14 protein-coding genes are annotated in these 17,281 nt (G+C 64.3%); all 14 read right to left on the bottom strand.

The annotated features are described in order from the left end of the window. Positions 1 to 141: 141 nt before the first annotated feature. The 14 genes from EC912_RS18570 to EC912_RS18505 all read right to left on the bottom strand — a co-directional run bounded on the left by EC912_RS18570 (position 142) and on the right by EC912_RS18505 (position 17,243). Positions 142 to 639 (bottom strand): M48 metallopeptidase family protein, encoded by a 498-nt coding sequence (locus EC912_RS18570; RefSeq protein WP_132147330.1) that lies wholly within the window; start codon positions 637 to 639, stop codon positions 142 to 144. A gap of 7 nt (positions 640 to 646) precedes the next feature. After that, positions 647 to 4,495: a YhdP family protein gene (locus EC912_RS18565; protein ID WP_132147327.1), complete on the bottom strand. Its 3,849-nt coding sequence runs from the start codon at positions 4,493 to 4,495 to the stop codon at positions 647 to 649. Between the two features lie 33 nt (positions 4,496 to 4,528). Beyond that, positions 4,529 to 6,013, bottom strand: coding sequence for a ribonuclease G (gene rng, locus EC912_RS18560; RefSeq protein ID WP_132147324.1), 1,485 nt, complete (start codon positions 6,011 to 6,013; stop codon positions 4,529 to 4,531). A gap of 162 nt (positions 6,014 to 6,175) precedes the next feature. Further along, positions 6,176 to 6,733 (bottom strand): Maf family protein, encoded by a 558-nt coding sequence (locus EC912_RS18555; protein ID WP_132147321.1) that lies wholly within the window; start codon positions 6,731 to 6,733, stop codon positions 6,176 to 6,178. A gap of 10 nt (positions 6,734 to 6,743) precedes the next feature. Beyond that, on the bottom strand, positions 6,744 to 7,214 hold the full coding sequence (gene rlmH, locus EC912_RS18550) for a 23S rRNA (pseudouridine(1915)-N(3))-methyltransferase RlmH (protein WP_132147318.1): 471 nt from the start codon (positions 7,212 to 7,214) through the stop codon (positions 6,744 to 6,746). Positions 7,215 to 7,217: 3 nt separating this feature from the next. After that, on the bottom strand, positions 7,218 to 7,559 hold the full coding sequence (rsfS, locus tag EC912_RS18545) for a ribosome silencing factor (RefSeq protein ID WP_243649352.1): 342 nt from the start codon (positions 7,557 to 7,559) through the stop codon (positions 7,218 to 7,220). 193 nt (positions 7,560 to 7,752) lie between these two features. Next, positions 7,753 to 8,394 (bottom strand): nicotinate-nucleotide adenylyltransferase, encoded by a 642-nt coding sequence (nadD, locus tag EC912_RS18540; protein WP_132147312.1) that lies wholly within the window; start codon positions 8,392 to 8,394, stop codon positions 7,753 to 7,755. Further along, positions 8,391 to 9,401 (bottom strand): DNA polymerase III subunit delta, encoded by a 1,011-nt coding sequence (holA, locus tag EC912_RS18535; protein ID WP_132147310.1) that lies wholly within the window; start codon positions 9,399 to 9,401, stop codon positions 8,391 to 8,393. Before holA ends, nadD begins: the two co-directional genes overlap by 4 nt. 24 nt (positions 9,402 to 9,425) lie before the next feature. Further along, positions 9,426 to 9,983 carry an LPS assembly lipoprotein LptE gene (lptE, locus tag EC912_RS18530; protein WP_132147307.1) on the bottom strand — a complete coding sequence of 186 codons (558 nt, stop codon included), beginning with the start codon at positions 9,981 to 9,983 and terminating at the stop codon, positions 9,426 to 9,428. Positions 9,984 to 9,985: 2 nt separating this feature from the next. Continuing rightward, on the bottom strand, positions 9,986 to 12,736 hold the full coding sequence (leuS, locus tag EC912_RS18525; RefSeq protein ID WP_132147304.1) for a leucine--tRNA ligase: 2,751 nt from the start codon (positions 12,734 to 12,736) through the stop codon (positions 9,986 to 9,988). A 992-nt stretch (positions 12,737 to 13,728) separates the two neighbouring features. After that, positions 13,729 to 14,325, bottom strand: coding sequence for a PqiC family protein (locus tag EC912_RS18520; protein WP_132147301.1), 597 nt, complete (start codon positions 14,323 to 14,325; stop codon positions 13,729 to 13,731). Next, positions 14,322 to 16,019, bottom strand: coding sequence for an intermembrane transport protein PqiB (locus EC912_RS18515; protein ID WP_132147298.1), 1,698 nt, complete (start codon positions 16,017 to 16,019; stop codon positions 14,322 to 14,324). The genes EC912_RS18520 and EC912_RS18515 overlap by 4 nt, the downstream gene beginning before the upstream one ends. Continuing rightward, positions 16,012 to 16,635, bottom strand: coding sequence for a paraquat-inducible protein A (locus EC912_RS18510; protein WP_132147295.1), 624 nt, complete (start codon positions 16,633 to 16,635; stop codon positions 16,012 to 16,014). Before EC912_RS18510 ends, EC912_RS18515 begins: the two co-directional genes overlap by 8 nt. After that, positions 16,632 to 17,243 carry a paraquat-inducible protein A gene (locus tag EC912_RS18505; RefSeq protein WP_132147292.1) on the bottom strand — a complete coding sequence of 204 codons (612 nt, stop codon included), beginning with the start codon at positions 17,241 to 17,243 and terminating at the stop codon, positions 16,632 to 16,634. Before EC912_RS18505 ends, EC912_RS18510 begins: the two co-directional genes overlap by 4 nt. Positions 17,244 to 17,281 lie beyond the last annotated feature (38 nt).

Raw genomic sequence — 17,281 nt, 5'->3', positions numbered from 1 at the left:
ACGGCACCTCGGCGGGAAAAAGCCCGGCCAAGGTGTAACCCATGTCCTGGCACACCTGTTACCTATGTCCTGGGTCCATACACGTACGCCGGAATCCGCAGCCGAACAGTCGGTTTTCGCCGAACGCGAACGGCTGCGCTCTCAAGCTTCCCGCCGCGACCGCCACGTCAGGAATAACCGCAGATCAAGCTCGATCTGGTGATAGTCCGGCAACATGTGCTCGCACAGCTGGTAGAAGGCTTTGTTATGGTCCAGCTCCTTCAGATGCGCCAGTTCGTGCACGACGATCATTTCAAGGAACTCCGGTGCCGCTTCGCGGAACACCGACGCGACACGGATTTCCTTCTTCGCTTTTAGTCGTCCACCGTGGATGCGCGACACCGCCGTATGCAGGCCGAGCGTGCGATGCACTACGTCGAGCTTCGCGTCGTACAGCACTTTGTCGATGCTGGGCGCGTTACGCAGATACGCCTGCTTGCGCTCGGCCACATAGGCATACAGTGCTTTGTCGCTCTGCACCTCGTGGCGCCCCGGATACCTGCGATCGAGATAGTCGCCCAGCTGATTCGTCTCGATCAGCGAACGCACCTGCGTGAGCAGGCGTTCGGGATAGCCTTGCAGATAGGTCAGTGTTTGCATGGGAAGCTTAAAGATCCGATGCGTCCAGAACCGACTGCCCCTTATCCACAGGTGTGAACACGGGTTTATCCCACGTGCCGGTCACGTGGTAGTGCTTGCGCGCCGCCTTGTTGAGTCCCCGGCCAAGGATGCCCTGCACGGCGAGACCCGCAGCGGCACCCACGGGACCACCGGCGATCGCACCGAACACCGGCAGGCTGTTTCCGAGATGGGGAACGACAAAGACCTGCTGATCGTAATCGCGCTCTTTCAGTCCCGTACGGCCCGTGATGGAAATCTCCGCGGCCGGACCGCGAATGACGAGATTGTTCGTCGTGGCATTGCCACCGGCGAAACGGAAGTCGCCGGTGATCGAGTCGAAACCGAAACCCTTGCCCACGACATCGCCGAAGTCGAGCGACAGACGTCGCGGCAAGTCCGTCACGGAAATCAGGCCGAATAGCCTGCCTACGCCGGGCTGCACTTCCAGAATGCGTCCCTTGCTCACGTCGACACGCAGCGTGCCGTCCATGTTCGCCAACGCCAGCTCGGAGGGGCCGCCGGGCCATGTGGCGTCGAGTCGCGCTTCGGTACGCCCGCCTTCGAAGATGCCCGCGAATCCCAGCGCATCGAGCATGCGCGCGACGTCCTCGCTGGCGAAGTCCATCTTCAGATGGGTCTGGCTGCGCGTCTCGTTGCCGTTCCAGTCGCCGCCCGCCGTGATCTGCACGTTCTTCGACTGCGCACGCAACTGGTCGATATGCATGCCCTCGTCGGTGGGCCAGGTTTCCAGCCGCGCCTCGCCGAGTTTCGCATTGCCCAGGCGCATATCGCTGATCTGCAGATGCAGCGGCGGCAAGCTGGCCGGATTCACGCTGGCCACGCTGTTCTGCGCCGCCTGCGATTTATCCGCCGTCTTCGCCACCGGGGGCGCCGGGGCCACTGCGGAAGCCGCCGCGATCTTGGCTTTCGCAGCCGCATCGTCGTCGGTGGATGCCCAGTACAGACGATCCAGCCGCGCGGTAATGCCGCGACGCCTGAGGTCTTCGTTCGGTACGCGAAGCTCGCCGACGAGACCGTCGCTATCGACGCGGATCTGAAGTTGCTCCGGCCCTGGCGCGGCCGTGAGATGCATGTTGGTGAAGTGCTGACCGAAGACTTCGCCCGCATCGGCCTGAATGTCGAGACCGGTCAGGCCCGGGCTGTCGCTACCCGCCGTGGATGCGCCCACGACGTATTGCACCCAGCCGGAAACATCGAGTTTCGGCGTATGCCCGCCGATGAGATATCCCTTCGCGGGCATCACGGCAGGCACGGCGCTGCCGAGGTTGAACGCGGCGGCAAGCGGTTCCTTGTCTTTCGGCAGCCGGAGACGTCCGCGAACGACATCGCCCAGCGCCAGGTCCAGACGTGCGCCATCGACAGGAAGCCCGACGCGGACGCTGAGCGGCGTAGCGACGTTCGCCGCCTTCTTCACAGGCACCGGCATCGTCAGTTCCACGCCGCGAAGATCCGAGTCGATCCGCAGCGCCTGCGTTGCATCCGTGTTCGGCGCGCCACGCGTAATGTCGAAACCCACCGCGAACGTACCGCGGCCCTTGGCGATATCGTTCAGCCACGCGAGATTGTCGTAACCGGAAACCAGCTCGCCGACCGTGAAGGCACCCGTGAGCGATGCCGAAATGATCTTGTTCGGATCGGCGGTCGCGCCGGCGATCGACAGGTCCAGCTGCGCCGGCTGACCACGGAACGCCGTCTTCAACGGCCCCGCTTTCAGGCCCTTGCCGTCGAACACCATCGGACCTGTGATCTTGTCGAGCTTCAGCTTCCATTCGTCGGCGACGAGATCGGCGTCCTTGATCGACGCCTTGCCGTCGAGCGTGAAATCCTTTGTGTCCTTCAACGGCATCAGCAATCTGAAACCGAAGTCGCCGGTGCCGCCGAGCTTCATCTTGCCGATCGCATCCGCGCTGTTGCTGCCGACAGGACTCTGCTTTACGAAATCCAGAAAACTGCCGCCGGTGCCCGAGCCGCTCACGTTGAGGTCGAGCACGCCATCGGCGAAATCGGGAATCGCCGCCGTGGCGCGACTGACGGCATTGCCCAGCGAATGCCCTTCGGACGCGTCGATAAACATGCCGTTGTTGACGAAACTGGCCGCCGCCGTCACGCCCTCGGCCTTCGGCCAGCCCGTGCCGTAATCGAGCACCATGTCGTCGATGACCGCGCGCCCTTCGAAGCGGCCTTCGTTATTGCGGAACGGCCAATCGCGCAGGTTGCCGCGCACCAGCGCATCGGCGCTCTCGATGGTGCCCGATACCAGTCCCCGGTCGAGCCAGTGCATTGTGCCCTCGGACATCGAATGTATGGGCCAGAAAAGTTTGGCCGACGGTACGTCGCCACGGCCGAGCGCGACATACATGTCGAGGAACGGGCCGCCATCGTTGGCCAACAACGTGATCTCGCCACGCGCCTGCCCGCCGAAGCCGTCACCGCGAAAATCCAGCGGATCGACGCCGATATGCCAGCCATCGTCGTCCTGCCATGCCGCGATATCGCCACCCAGCGACGACATTGCGAACGACTTGCGGAACACGTCGGAGAAATCGAGTGTCGTCGCCTGCGTGGGCAGGTGCAGGGTCAGCGCCTCGCGATCGCCGACTATCTCGCCGTCCAGATGCGAAATGCCGGGGAGCTTGCCGACCATGTCGATACCGAGGCCGGAGAACTTTGCCTGGGCAATTCGCACGCCATCCTGCGAATCCCATTCGGCACGCACATCGTCCAGACGGCCACGCGGTTTGCCCTCGCCCAGCCAGCGGGCCAGTGCGGGCGATATCTGCGGCAGGACGCCGGCCCAGGGCAGCAGCGGCGTAAGGTCGAGCGACCGGGCCACCAGTGTTCCCTCCGAATTGTCGGCATGCGTGTTCAGCGACACGGCAAGATCGCTGCCGTCGTTGCCGGCCCAGTCGATACGCTGACCATCCGCCGTGCGATGGAAATCGATCAGCCCGTGCAGACCCGCGACAGCCACCGTGCGTGCGGGACCGCGGATAGCGAACTGATCCATATCGATGCGCGTCACGTTGCGCACCACGTGCGCATCGCGCCAGTCCAGCCACAGTTCGAAACTGCCGCGGCCGCCGGCCAGCGCATAATCGTTCACGACGACGTCGCCAGTCAGCGCGGCGAAGTCGATGTCCTTGCCGCTGAAGTACACCCGTCCGCTGGAGCCATCCTCGGCGAACGCGCCCGATGCGCGCAACACGCCGGAGACATTGTTGCGTCTGAGTATCGCGCCGAGGCGAATGGCGTGACCCTGCTTGCTCACGCGAAGCTGGTCGGCGATCAGTTCGTAAACCTTGCCGTCGCGACCGTCGGTGATATCCAGGCGCAGATTGTTCAGCCACAGATCCGCCGAGAGATTCCCCAGCGATACTTTTTGCGTGCCGCCGCCCGCGCCGAAGCCTTCGATGCTCCAGCGTCCGTCGACATCGCGACGGAGGGCCAGACGCAGATCGCTCAGCCGCAGATTGAGCAGGTGCCGCGACGGCAGGATCAGGCCGCCGAAATCGAGCTTCATCTCAGCGCGCGGCAAATGCAGCGGCTCGCCGCCCTCGGTCGGTGCCACCGTGACGTCGCGCATGACGAACAACGGGCCAGACGGCCGCCAGAAACCCTCCAGCGACGCGAAAGTCACCGGACGTTGCAGTTTCTCGCTAAGCAGCGCCGCGATGCGGTCGGGATAACGCGCGGCCAGCGGTAACAGCAACTGGCCGAGCGCCATGACCAGCCCGAGCGCGACCAACACGCTCGCCACCAGACCGATGAGGAAGAAGCGCAGGCGTCGCAGGCGATGGCGCCAGACAGGCGTCACCGGGTCGCGTTCCGGTGGCGCGAGCCGCCGGTATCAGAGTAGAACGACATCGAATTGTTCCTGCGAGTAATGCTCTTCCGCCTGGAAACGGATGCTTTTGGCAATGAATTCTTCAAGCTCGGCCACTGCCGTCGATTCCTCTTCCAGAATGCGTCCGACGACTTTGGGGCTGGCCATGACGAGCAGCTTCTGTGCATTGAACTGCCGGACGGCCCGCGTAATCTCGCGAAAAATCTCATAGATGACGGTTTCCGCCGTCTTCAGCGTGCCCCGGCCGCTGCAGGCCGGACAGGGCTCGCACAACTGCCGTTCGAGACTTTCGGTCGTGCGTTTACGGGTCATCTCGACCAGTCCTAACGCGGACATCGGATAAACGGTTGTCTTGGCGTGGTCTTTTACCAGCCCTTTCTCCAGCATGCGCAGTACCTGGCGCTTGTGCTCGTCGTCGATCATGTCGATGAAGTCGATGATGATGATGCCGCCGAGGTTGCGCAGACGAAGCTGCCGCGCGGCCGACTGAGCCGCCTCCAGGTTGGTCCGGTAGACGGTTTCTTCCAGATTGCGGCTACCGAGGTAACCGCCGGTGTTGACGTCGATGGTCGTCATCGCTTCGGTCTGGTCGACGATCAGATAGCCGCCCGACTTCAGCGGCACCTCCTTGCGCAGCGCGCGCTGAATTTCGTCCTCTACACCGTAGAGATCGAAGATCGGACGCTCGCCTGCGTAATGTTCGATACGGTCGGAAAGCACCGGCATGAACTTATGCACGAATTTGACGACTTTCTCGTAGGTTTCCCGTGAATCGACCCGCACTTTCTCGATGCCGTCGTTCAGCGAGTCGCGCAACGAACGCAATGGCAGCGACAGTTCCTCGTACACGCGTTCGCCGACTTTCGCCTTGACGATGTTCTCCTGCACCACGCGCCAGACCTTGCCGAGGTAAGTCACGTCGAACGCAAGCGATTCCTCCGACTGGCCTTCGGCGTTGGTGCGCACGATGTAACCCAGCGGGTTCTCGCCGATCAACGGCGTGATGATGTCCTTCAGCCGCTGGCGTTCGGTCTCCTCCTCGATGCGCACGGACACACCCAGCGTGCGCGAATGCGGCAGCAGCACCAGATAGCGCGACGGAATGGAAAGATGGCTGGAGAGGCGCGCCCCCTTGCTGCCGATCGGGTCCTTCACGACCTGGACGACGATTTCCTGACCTTCATGCACCAGCTCGCTGATGGAAGGAACGGGGCCGGAGGGCGCACTGCCTTCCGGATGCTCCGCCGTTGGCGGTAGCGGTGCGCGCACGATGTCCGAGGCATGCAGGAACGCCGCGCGCTCCAACCCTATCTCGACGAAGACGGCCTGCATGCCCGGCATGACCCGCTGCACACGACCTTTGTAGACGTTGCCCACATAGCCGCGCTTTGAAGCGCGCTCAACATGGACTTCCTGAAGCATGCCATTTTCGACGACGGCCACACGCGTCTCACGCGGCGTGACATTGATCAGAATTTCCTCGCTCACCGGTATCCTTCCCCTGCAATGTAGGACTTTATAGCCCGTGGCTCGCCGACCTGTCGACGGTGGTGAAAAGTGGGGAACGAACGGTTGGACCGAATGGCGGCCCCGGGGTTCCTTTCGGACTCAACATCGGCGAACTTCGCCGAAATGACGTGCAGCATGACTTTAACGATCTGCCAGGAGGCGGGCCGTTTCGAACAGCGGCAGACCCATGACGCCCGAATAGCTGCCAGTCAGATTTTCAATGAACGCAGCCGCCCTGCCCTGGATCGCGTAGGCGCCAGCCTTACCAAAGCATTCGCCCGTGGCGACATAGGCAGCGATGGCGTCATCGGTCAGCGGAGCGAAGCGCACGAGCGATATCGAGCGCGTGGTCGTCTCACCCGAGCCCGCAACGGCCCACACCACCGACAGCACGCGGTGCTCCCGGCCGGACAGGCGCCGGAGCATCGCGATGGCGTCCGCTTCCACGGCCGGCTTGCCGAACACTTCGTCGTCCAGCACGACTTCGGTATCGGCGCCCAGCACGATGGCGCCGGCCTCGTTCCGAACGAGGGCAAAGCCGGCCCGGGCTTTGTCCCGGGCTACGCGCGAAACGTAGTCGTCGGGCGACTCGCCGGCTGCCCGGACTTCCTCGACGTCGACATCCAGCGTCCGGTGATCGATGCCGATCTGCTCCAGCAGTTGGCGGCGACGCGGCGACTGCGAGGCAAGATAGAACATGTCGGAACCTTCAGGCGCGGTGATAGGGATGACCGGCCAGCAGCGTCGTGGCGCGGTAGAGCTGCTCGGCCAGCACGAGGCGGACCAGCATGTGCGGCAGCGTCAACGGTCCCAGCGACCAGCTCTGATCGGCGCGCGCCAGGACGTCGGGCGCGTGTCCGTCGGGGCCGCCAATGAGAAAGGCGATATCGCGACCGGACATGCGCCATTGTTCCAACTGGCGTGCCAGGTCCTCGCTCGACCAGGTACGGCCGCGCCCGTCGAGCGCGACGACATGGATATCGCGGGGAAGCGTCGCCAGGATAGCGGCGCCTTCGTCGAGCGTCGCCCGTGCGTCGTCGCGACCCTTGCCGCGCGTGCCGGGCTTGATCTCCGTGAGTTCGAGCGGCAGTTCATGCGAAAGCCGCTTGCGGTACTCGGCGAAGCCTTCCGCGACCCAGGCGGGCATGCGCTCGCCCACGGCGATCAGGCGCGCGCGCATGGATCAGACAGTGGCGTTGGCGGCTTCGTAACCGTCGTCGCCGACGGTCCACAGGCGCTCGAGGCCGTAGAACTCGCGGATACGCGGCATCATCACGTGGACGATGATGTCGCCCAGGTCGACCAGCACCCACTCGGCTTCGGTCTGCCCTTCCACGCCGATCGGCATGACGCCGGCTTCCTTGGCGAACTTGATGACTTCATCGGCGATGGACTTCACGTGCCGGGCGGACGTGCCCGAAGCAATGAAGAGGATATCGGCGATGGAGGTTTTGCCGCGAACGTCGATTTCCCGGACGTCCTTTGCTTTCAGTTCCTCAAGGGCATCGATGACGCGCTTGCGCAGAAGCTCATTGAGGGCTGCGGACTTCGCCTTACGTTGTGACGTGGAACTCAAGTGGTAAAACCCTTAGGCAGCGGCAGGTTGCCGCGGTAGGGGGAGTATAGCGCCCGCCGCCCCGGGTAAGGTCAAGGCCACTACACACCGGCCGAAGCCTGCGTTCTTCGGGAGCGCGGCTGCGCACTCCCACGGGAGGGATTCAGGGGCCGGTGGCCTTGCGGTAAGGCGCCAACAGGCCCTCCTCCTCGAAAAACACCCCGGGCAGCAAATACCGCGGCTCTTTCCCCGCCGCGAACGCATCGCGGATCGCCGTAGCGGCAATGTCGAGAGGGGTAATGGCGATATCGATCACATCGCCAGCCGGCCCCTGAACCGTACAGGCGCGGCGTTTCGCGACCTCGGTCGCCAGGTCCCAGTGCAGCGTGGGAGCCGAGCCCGGCCGCGTCAGCACACCGATATGGGCCAGCTCGAACAATTCGCGCCAGCGGTTCCACGAAGGAAGATGGGCGAACGCGTCGGTTCCCACCAGCAGCACCAGCGGCCGGGACGGACCGATTTCCTCGCGGAGCGCGGCCAGCGTATCGACCGTATACGACGGCCCTTGCCGGTCGAGTTCGCGGGTATCCAGCCCCAGCCTGTCCTGCCCGGCCAGTGCGGCGCGCAACAAGGCCACGCGATGCGCGGCGGTGGCGATGGGCGGCGGGCGATGCGGGGGAACGTGGGCGGGCACCAGACGGACTTCGGCGTCCAGTTGCTCGGCGGCCTCCCAGGCAGCGCGCAGATGGCCGTGATGAACCGGGTCGAACGTGCCGCCCAGGATGGCGAGCGGTCGTTCGGTCATGCGAAGGCAGCCGCGGCGCGCGGTTCGGCGATCAGGGCGATCAAACGCTCCGCTTCCAGCCAGGCATTGCCCGCCTCGCGCCCCTTCGCCATGCGATCGATCCGCGCGGCACGGGCCAGACAAGCCATCCAGTGATCGCGGGGAGCACGGCGCAATGCCTTACGGAATAGTTGTTCGCGCGCGGGCCAGAGCCGCTCCAACCGCGCCTGCGCGGCGAAATCGCGTGCGTTGGCCAGCCGCAAGGCCAGTTGCAGCTGGTTCACCAGCCAGCCCATCAGGGCGATCAGTTCGTCGCCCTCCGCCCGCAAACCGGCCAGGATGCGCAATGCGCGCCCACCGTCGCCGGCAAAAGCGGCATCCGTCAGTTTGAATGCATCGAAACGCGCGCTGTCGACAACCAGACTTTCCAGCGCATCCACGTCGATACGGTCGTTTCCGACCAACACGACGAGCTTGTCGATTTCCTGCGCGGCCGCGAGCAGATTGCCCTCGACACGCTCGGCCAGCATCGCCACCGCCTCCGGGCTGGCCTTCAGGCCACGGGAAGCCAGTCGCGCACCGACCCACTGTGTCCACTCATGCGGCTTGGGCGCATTGAATACGACCTGGATACCGGCCTGATCGACGTTTTTCGTCCAGACGGCTTCGTGCTTGGTGCTCCACTCCATCGCGGTAATAAGCAGCGTGGTATCCGGCGGCGGCGCGGCGCAGAACTCGGAAATGGCGGCACTGCCCTCCTTGCCGGCGCGACCGCCCGCAAGGCGAAGATCGAGGACGCGCTGCGTAGCGAACAGGGACATCCCCGCTGCCGAACGGGCCAGGTCGTCCCAGTCGAAGCGCGCATCGGCATCCATGACTTCGCGCTCGCTGTATCCGAGCTTGCGCGCCTGGGCACGCAAGGCGTCGGCGGCCTCGAGCACGAGGAGCTCCTCACCGACCAGCAGGTAGACCGGCGCAAGCCGGTCACCGGTCAGGTGCTTGTGCCACTGGCCGGCGTTAAGCGGCATGTCGCGTTCCGTTCATCGCCGTCGTCAGTGCGCCGGAGCCGCGGCGGGCGGCGGCGGCGTCACCACCGCGCCCGGATGCGCGCCAGCGGCCTGCAGACGAAACAGAATGGCCTGGACCATGTCGCCGACGAGACTGCGCTGCAGCTCTTCGGTCTGCGTGGTCGAACCGATGGTGTTCGTGGCGTCGTAGCTGAATTCGCGGGACATATCGACACTCTGCTGGCTGACCAGTTGGGTGCCGTCGCCGGCCTTCGCACCGAACTCCACGTGGTAGCGCACCGCGTATTCGGTCACGCGCGCCGTGCCGCTGACCGTCAGCGTGTCGGTACGGAACGAGTTGGACGAAACCACCAGTTCGGCGACGTCGACGCCAGGTTTGTCGACCAGCTTGGCATTGGAGTTTTCCAGCGCACGGCGCAGGTCCCGCTCGAGCGCGCCGCCGCCAGACACGGTCAGGCGGACGCGTTCCATACCGGCGGGTAACGCCGCGGTCTGCCGCAGATGGAACCCGCAGGCGGCCAGCAATGCAACGGCGCCGAGCAGGAGCAGGGAGCGGATCGGACGGAAGAAGGTCGGGCTCATAGTTATCCTGCGACGATGTTGACGATCTTGCCGGGCACGACGATCACCTTGCGCACGGTCTGGCCTTCCAGCAGGCGGGCCACGTTCGGCTCGGCCCGCGCCATGGCTTCCGCTTCTTCCTTCGAAGCCGAGGCCGGTACCTCGATGGTACCGCGAAGTTTGCCATTGACCTGCACGGCCAGCGTCAGCGAGTCGCGAACCAGCGCGGCCGGGTCGACCGCGGGCCAGCCGCAGTCCTCGACCAGGCTCTCGCCGTGGCCCAGCAATTGCCACAACGCATGCGACACGTGCGGCGTGAACGGATTGATCAGCATGACGATGGCGGTCAACGCTTCCTGACGCACGGCGCGGCCCTGCGGACTCGCGTCGTCGAATTTGGCGAGCGCGTTCAGGAGCTCCATCAGCGCGGCAATCGCCGTGTTGAAGGACTGACGGCGACCGATATCGTCGGTGACCTTCTGGATGGTTTCATGCAACTGGCGACGCAGCGTCTTCTGCCCCGCGTCCAGAGACGCGGGCTCGACCGCCACCGATGCACCGACTTCGACGTGTGTCGAGACATCGCGCCACAGCCGCTTCAGAAAGCGCGCCATGCCCTCGACACCGGCTTCGTTCCATTCCAGCGACTGATCCGGTGGTGCGGCGAACATCGAGAACAGACGCACCGTGTCGGCACCGTACTTCTCGATCATCGACTGCGGATCCACGCCGTTATTCTTCGACTTGGACATCTTCTCGACGCCACCGATCTCGACCGGCTTGCCGTCCTCGCGAAGCACCGCACCGACGATGCGTGCGCGCTCGTCGCGCTGCACGTCGACATCGGCCGGATTGAACCAGGTGGACGAGCCATCCGCTTCCTTACGGAAGTAGGTATCGGCGATCACCATGCCCTGACACAGCAGGTTCGTTGCCGGCTCGTCGCTGGCCACCAGGCCTTCGTCGCGCAGCAGCTTGTGATAGAAACGGAAATACAGCAAATGCAGGATCGCGTGTTCGATGCCGCCAATGTACTGGTCGACCGGCAGCCAGTAATTGGCGCGGCCATCGACCTGCGCTTCGGCACCCGGACTGGTGTAACGCGCGTAGTACCAGCTCGATTCCATGAAGGTATCGAACGTATCGGTTTCACGCTCGGCCGCGCCGCCGCAGGTCGGGCAGGTGGTCTTGCGCCATTCCGGATCGGCCTTGATCGGCGACTGGACGCCGGAGAACGCCACGTCCTCCGGCAACACGACGGGCAACTGGTCCTCGGGAACCGGCACCGCCCCGCAGGTCGGGCAATAAATGACGGGGATCGGACAACCCCAGTAGCGCTGGCGGCTGACGCCCCAGTCGCGGATACGCCAGTTCACACGACGCTCGCCACGCCCCAGCGAAGCGAGCTTGCCGGCGATGGCGTCGAACGCGGCACGGAAATCCAGGCCGTCGAACTCGCCGGAATTGAACAGGTACCCGTGCTCGGTCCACGCGCCGTTATCCTGCACCCCCGCCTCGAACGCCTTCACGACTTCGACGGCGGCATTGGCCTGATAGGCGTCGGTGCTGCCGCCGGCAAGCGCCAGCTGCACCGGATCGGCGCCGTCGCCCGCAGCCAGGTCGCGACGCAGTTCGGCGATGGCATCCACCACCGTGCGATCGACCACGACCATCTTGATCGGCAACGAATACTTCTTCGCGAATTCCCAGTCGCGCTCGTCATGGCCGGGCACGGCCATGACCGCGCCAGTGCCGTAACCCATCAGCACGAAGTTCGCGACCCAGACCGGCAGCTTCTCGCCAGTGATCGGGTGCGTCGCTTCCACGCCGGTGTAATAGCCGCGCTTTTCCTGCGTCTCCAGCTCGGCTTCCGAAATACCGCCCGTACGGCAGCTTTCGATGAATGCGGCCAGATCCGGATTGTTCGCCGCGGCCTTCGTCGCGATGGGATGCTCGGCTGCCACTGCGACATAAGACACGCCAAACAGCGTATCCGGACGCGTGGTGAAAACGGTCAGCGGCTCGGCTTCGCCGTCCACGTCGAAATGGATTTCCAGACCTTCGGAACGACCCAGCCAGTTGCGCTGCATCGTCTTCACGGCATCCGGCCAGCCCGGCAGCGTGTCCAGACCGTCCAGCAACTCCTGCGCATACGCGGTGATCTTCAGGAACCACTGTGGAATCTCGCGCTTCTCGACCTCGGCGCCCGAGCGCCAGCCGCGCCCGTCGATCACCTGCTCGTTGGCCAGCACCGTCTGATCCACCGGATCCCAGTTCACGACGCTGTTCTTGCGGTAAACGAGGCCCTTCTTCATCAGCCGCGTAAACATCTGCTGTTCCCAGCGGTAATACTCCGGGCGGCAGGTCGTGATCTCGCGCGTCCAGTCATACGCAAAACCCATGCGCTTCAGCTGCTCGCGCATGTGATCGATATTCTTATAGGTCCACTTCGCCGGCGCGGTGTTGTTCTTGATCGCCGCATTTTCGGCAGGCAGGCCGAAAGCATCCCAGCCCATGGGCTGCAACACGTTCTTACCCTGCATCCGCTGGAAGCGGCTGATCACGTCGCCGATGGTGTAGTTGCGCACATGCCCCATGTGCAGCGCACCCGACGGATACGGAAGCATGGACAGACAATAAAACTTCGGCCGGGTCTCGTCCTCGCGCACTTCGAAGGCACGCGTTTCATTCCAATAGCGCTGGGCGGCGGTTTCGACTGCCGAGGGGACGTATCCGCCCTGCTCGCGCGAGCCCTGATCGTGGGTGTCCTGCATGATTATCCGTACCGGTAGCTGCGATGCCGCGGGGTATTCCCATTGAAACGGGAAGCGGCGGTCAAGCGCGGCAGACTATCGCACGGGGGGGTGCCGGGCCAAGAGCAACGCCGTATTCGCTCGCGGTTGCTGTGCCTCGCGATACGTCGCTTTCCTGTAGGAGCGCTCTCGAGCGCGGTCTTTATGGAGCTTGTCGCTTATGTTGGTGAGGTAAAGCGTCGCAACGTAGGTGGTGAGGCAGAGGAAGCCGGGGCCACCCATGTCGCGGCCACGTCGGGCGGTCGCTGCGCGACCCGGGTGGCCGGGCGGGGCTTCGTGAGCGGGCTTCCTGCCCGCACACGAAGGAAGGGGCGTCCTGCCCCTTCCCCCTGCGGGGCCTTGTCCGCCCGGCCACCCTCGCCCTCCTACCGGCCGCGACATGGGTGGCCCCGGCTTCCTTTCGATCGGTGGGAAAATCCTGGGGTTATGAGCCGGCTGTGCGTGATGCCGACGACCACCTCACGACGTCGTCTTCCTCACCGCCACCCCGGCGTACGCCGGGGTCCGCAGCGACCACGTGGGGCAAGATCCAACGCTGAGGTTTTCGCTTGAAAGCGTCCATCGCCGTCGCGACAACCGACCACCTCGCCGCGGATTCCGGCGTGCGCCGGAATGACGGTGAGGGGTGAGGGGAACTGAGGGGCCGTCAGCGGTTCGCTTTGCTCGTCACACCCATTGCCTCACCGCTCGGCGGAACCAGCCGGCCCCCTCGCCGGGCCCGGTAGGAGGGCGAGGGTGGACTGGCGGATAAGGCCCCCGAAGGGGGGAAGGGGCAGGACGCCCCTTCCTTCGTGCGCGGGCAGGAAGCCCGCTCACGAAGCCCCGCCAGTCCACCCGCGTCGCGCAGCGACCGCCCGACGTGGGCACGGCGAGGGGGCCGGCTGGTTCCATGCGACGACGCCCCGAATTGCGATGCTCTTCTAGCAACACAGCGCAAAGCCCAACCGCTTAAATCAGGGACAACGCCCGTCCTGCCCAGACCCAACAGCTCGCGCAACCTGCGCAATCTGCCCGGCTACCTGCGCCAACGCACGCTGATGCGCTTGCACCAGATCGGAATACGACGACCCGGCCGGCTCGGATACCCGGGACGCGCACGCAGCGGAAGTCTTCCCACGCACCGTCCACGCCGCTTCCAACGTCGCCTGACCGCCCAGCTCCGAGTCAAACCGGCGCACGTCCAGCTTGATCCGGACGATGGACTGACCGGCTCCGCGCGGCAGCCCATTCACGTCATGCGTTCCAAGCATCGAAGACAGGTCGGCGGAAAGCGCCCCACGCACTTCGTCGGCGAGCGGCGATGCCCAGCGCTCGCCGTCGAGCATCACAACATCGCTCGCGCCCTGCCGCAATATCAGCTGCGGTTGGTCGACCTGCGGAGGAATATCCACCGGCTGCACGTCGATCAGGAACGACGCGGCATTCGCCGTCGCCGCGCCGCTTGCCTGCGGCACCAGCGTGTGGAAATGCATCGGCGCGGTGGTCGCACAGCCCGCCAGCGTCACCGCCAGCAGCGTCGGCCATGCCAGTGCACGGATCGAATACTTCATGGCTTGCTCCCTTGCCGTGTATCTGCGGGTGGTGCGGGTGGCGCGACCGGTGCCAGTGCCGGTTTTTCATCGGGACGACGACCGCGGAGCAGCGACTCCGGATGCCGGCTCAGATAGTCGGTGAGTACGCGCAACGAGCGCGCGGAGCGCTGGAGTTCTTCCATCGTCTGACCGACGTTCTGCTGCAACGGCGAGTCTTCCGACAGCGCGCTGTTTGCCGTGCCCATGGTCTTCTGCGCCTGCTTCAGCGTTTCTTTCATTTCCGGCGCCAGTTGTTCGTTCACCTGTTTCAGCGTGCCGCTCAGTTCCTTCAGGCTGCTGTCGAGGTTCTGGCCGATGGTGTTGAACGGGACCTTGCTGATCTTGTCGGCGATGGAGGCGAGCTGCTCCTGCAGTTTGTCGAAATCGCCCGCCAGGGTCGGAATTTCCAGCGGCTTGCCATTCGGATTGAATGCGACCTTCGGTGCCTTGGGACTGAAGTCCAGCGCGATATAGAGCTGTCCCGTAAGCAGGTTGCCCGTGCGCGCCTGCGCACGCAGGCCATGCTCGACCAGCTTGCCCATGACCTGGGACATGTCGGCATCGCCACGTGCGGCAGCCTGCGCGCTGAGCTTGTCGAAGGCGGAACCGAGGCGTTGCGGATAAAGCACCGCACCGACGATGACCGGGAAGCTTTGTTTCTTTTCGTCGTAATCGAGGTTGACCGATACCACGCGGCCGACCTTCACACCGAGGAATTCGACGGGCGCGTCGGGTGTCAACCCGCGCAACGAGTGTTCGAAGCGGAAACGGACGTAACGGGGATTGCCATCGGGCGGCAACAGCGCGGTGGTCTGGTCGCCGAACAGCGTGAACTCCGCCATTTCGTCGGCCGGCGTTTCGTCGCGCGGACCGGGTGGTGCCTGGAACGCGACGCCGCCGGCGATCACGGTGGCCAGGGACTGCGTGTTGAGTTTCAGGCCATCGGCGCCCAGCGAAACGTCCACGCCGCTGGCATTCCAGAAACGTGTTTCCTTCGTGACGAAGCGATCGTTCGGGCCATCGACGAATAACTGCAATGAAACGCCCTTGCCATCCTTGTCCAGCTGGTACGACACGATGCGGCCGACCTGGATGCGGCGGTAGTACACGGGCGATCCGATATCCAGCGAACCCAGATCGGACGCATGCAGCTCGAAGCGACGGCCGGGCGCGCCATGCGTTACCGCGGGTGGCGTTTCCAGACCGCTGAAGTCGCTTTCGCTTTCCTCGGAATTGCCGGAATCCACCCCGATGAAGGCACCGGAGAACAGGGTATCCACGCCCGAGATGCCGCCCACGCCGACGCGCGGCCGCACCACCCAGTAGCGCGTGCCCTTCGTCGCGAAGCTCTGGGCATCCTTTTCCAGATCGATGATCGTGGACACGTGGCTGCGATCGTGCGCAAGCCGGATCGTCGTGACCTTGCCGATCACCACGTTCTTGTATTTCACCTGGGTCTTGCCGGCCTCGAGGCCTTCGGCGGTCTGGAAGCTGACCGTGATGCGCGGACCGGCGGAAAGCCAGTGGTTGACGATGAGCGAGATGCCCACCAGCGCCGCGATGATCGGCACGAGCCAGACCAGTGAAAAGCCCAGCTTCGAACGGCGCACGGCAGGCTGCGGCAGATCTGGCCCACCCTTTCCGTTGCCACTTCCCTGGTTGATGTCAGTCATCGGAGTCCCTGTTGTCCCAGATCAGCCGGGGATCGAAGCTCATTGCCGAAAGCATGGTAAGCACGACCACCAGACCGAAGAAGATCACGCCAGGCAGCGGTTCCACGCGGCTCAGCACCTTGAAATGCACCAGCGCGCTCAGCAGCGCCACTACGAATACGTCCAGCATCGACCAGTAGCCGACCACCTCGACCAACCGGAACAGTTTCGCGCGTTGCCGCGCGCCCCACTCGCTGGACCGTTGCACTGAAATCAGCAGATAACCCATGACGAGGAACTTCAGCACGGGCACCACGATGCTTGCCGTGAAGACGATGATGGCCAGGTCCGGAGAACCCGCGCGCCACAGTTCGACCACGCCGCTAAGGATCGTGTTGTCGTCGCGCGTGAACAGACTCTGCGTCCGCATGATCGGAAAGATATTGGCCGGAAGATACAGCAGCAGCGCCGCGATCAGCAGCGCCCAGGTACGCGCCAGACTGTCGCGCTTGCGCCGGTGCAGCCCGGCGCCGCAACGCGGACAACGCGCGTGCGGATCGTCGCTTGCCTGGCTGACCTGACGGCAGACATGACAGCCGACGATACCCAGCTCGTCGGCGCGGGGAAGCGCGCTCATGCCGGTGTCTCCCGCGTCACGTTCCACAGTTCGCGCGGATCGTGGCTGGCGAAAATGGTGATCAGCACGGTCAGCACCGCGAAGGACCAGATACCCGCGCCCGGAATCACGTCGAAATAGGTCGACGCCTTTACCACGGCAACCAGCACGCCGAGCATGAAGACCTCGATCATGCTCCAGGGTTTGACGTAGTGAAGGGCGACCATGGCGCGAGCGAAACCGGGCGCGCGACGACCGTCGCGGGCGAACCAGAGTACCCAGCCGAAAATCAGTATCTGCGACAGCGGGAAAAAGAACAGCGTCATCACGGTAAGCACCGAGACGACCTGCGAGTCGTCGTTCCACATCGCGATCACCGCGCCCCAGAGCGTGGTGGCGCTGCTCATGCCGCTGAGACCCAGCGATACGATGGGCGTGGCATTGGCGATAACGAACACGATCAGCGCCGCGAGTATCAACGCGAACTGTCCGTCCAGACCGATCCACTGGTGCCGCTCGAGCACGGCGCCGCATTTGACGCAGCAGGCTACCTGCCCACGCGTGAGCACCTCCCGCCGGTAGACGGTGTCGCAGTGTTCGCAGACGATCAGGTCCTGAGCCGTTTCCATACATTCCTGCTATCAGGCCATTCCGGCCGACCGCATAT

Source organism: Luteibacter rhizovicinus, from assembly GCF_004342265.1.
Taxonomy (GTDB): Bacteria; Pseudomonadota; Gammaproteobacteria; order Xanthomonadales; family Rhodanobacteraceae; genus Luteibacter; species Luteibacter rhizovicinus_B.
The sequence above is the reverse complement of the archived record's forward strand: the minus strand, read 5'-3'. Positions and strand labels throughout refer to the sequence as shown.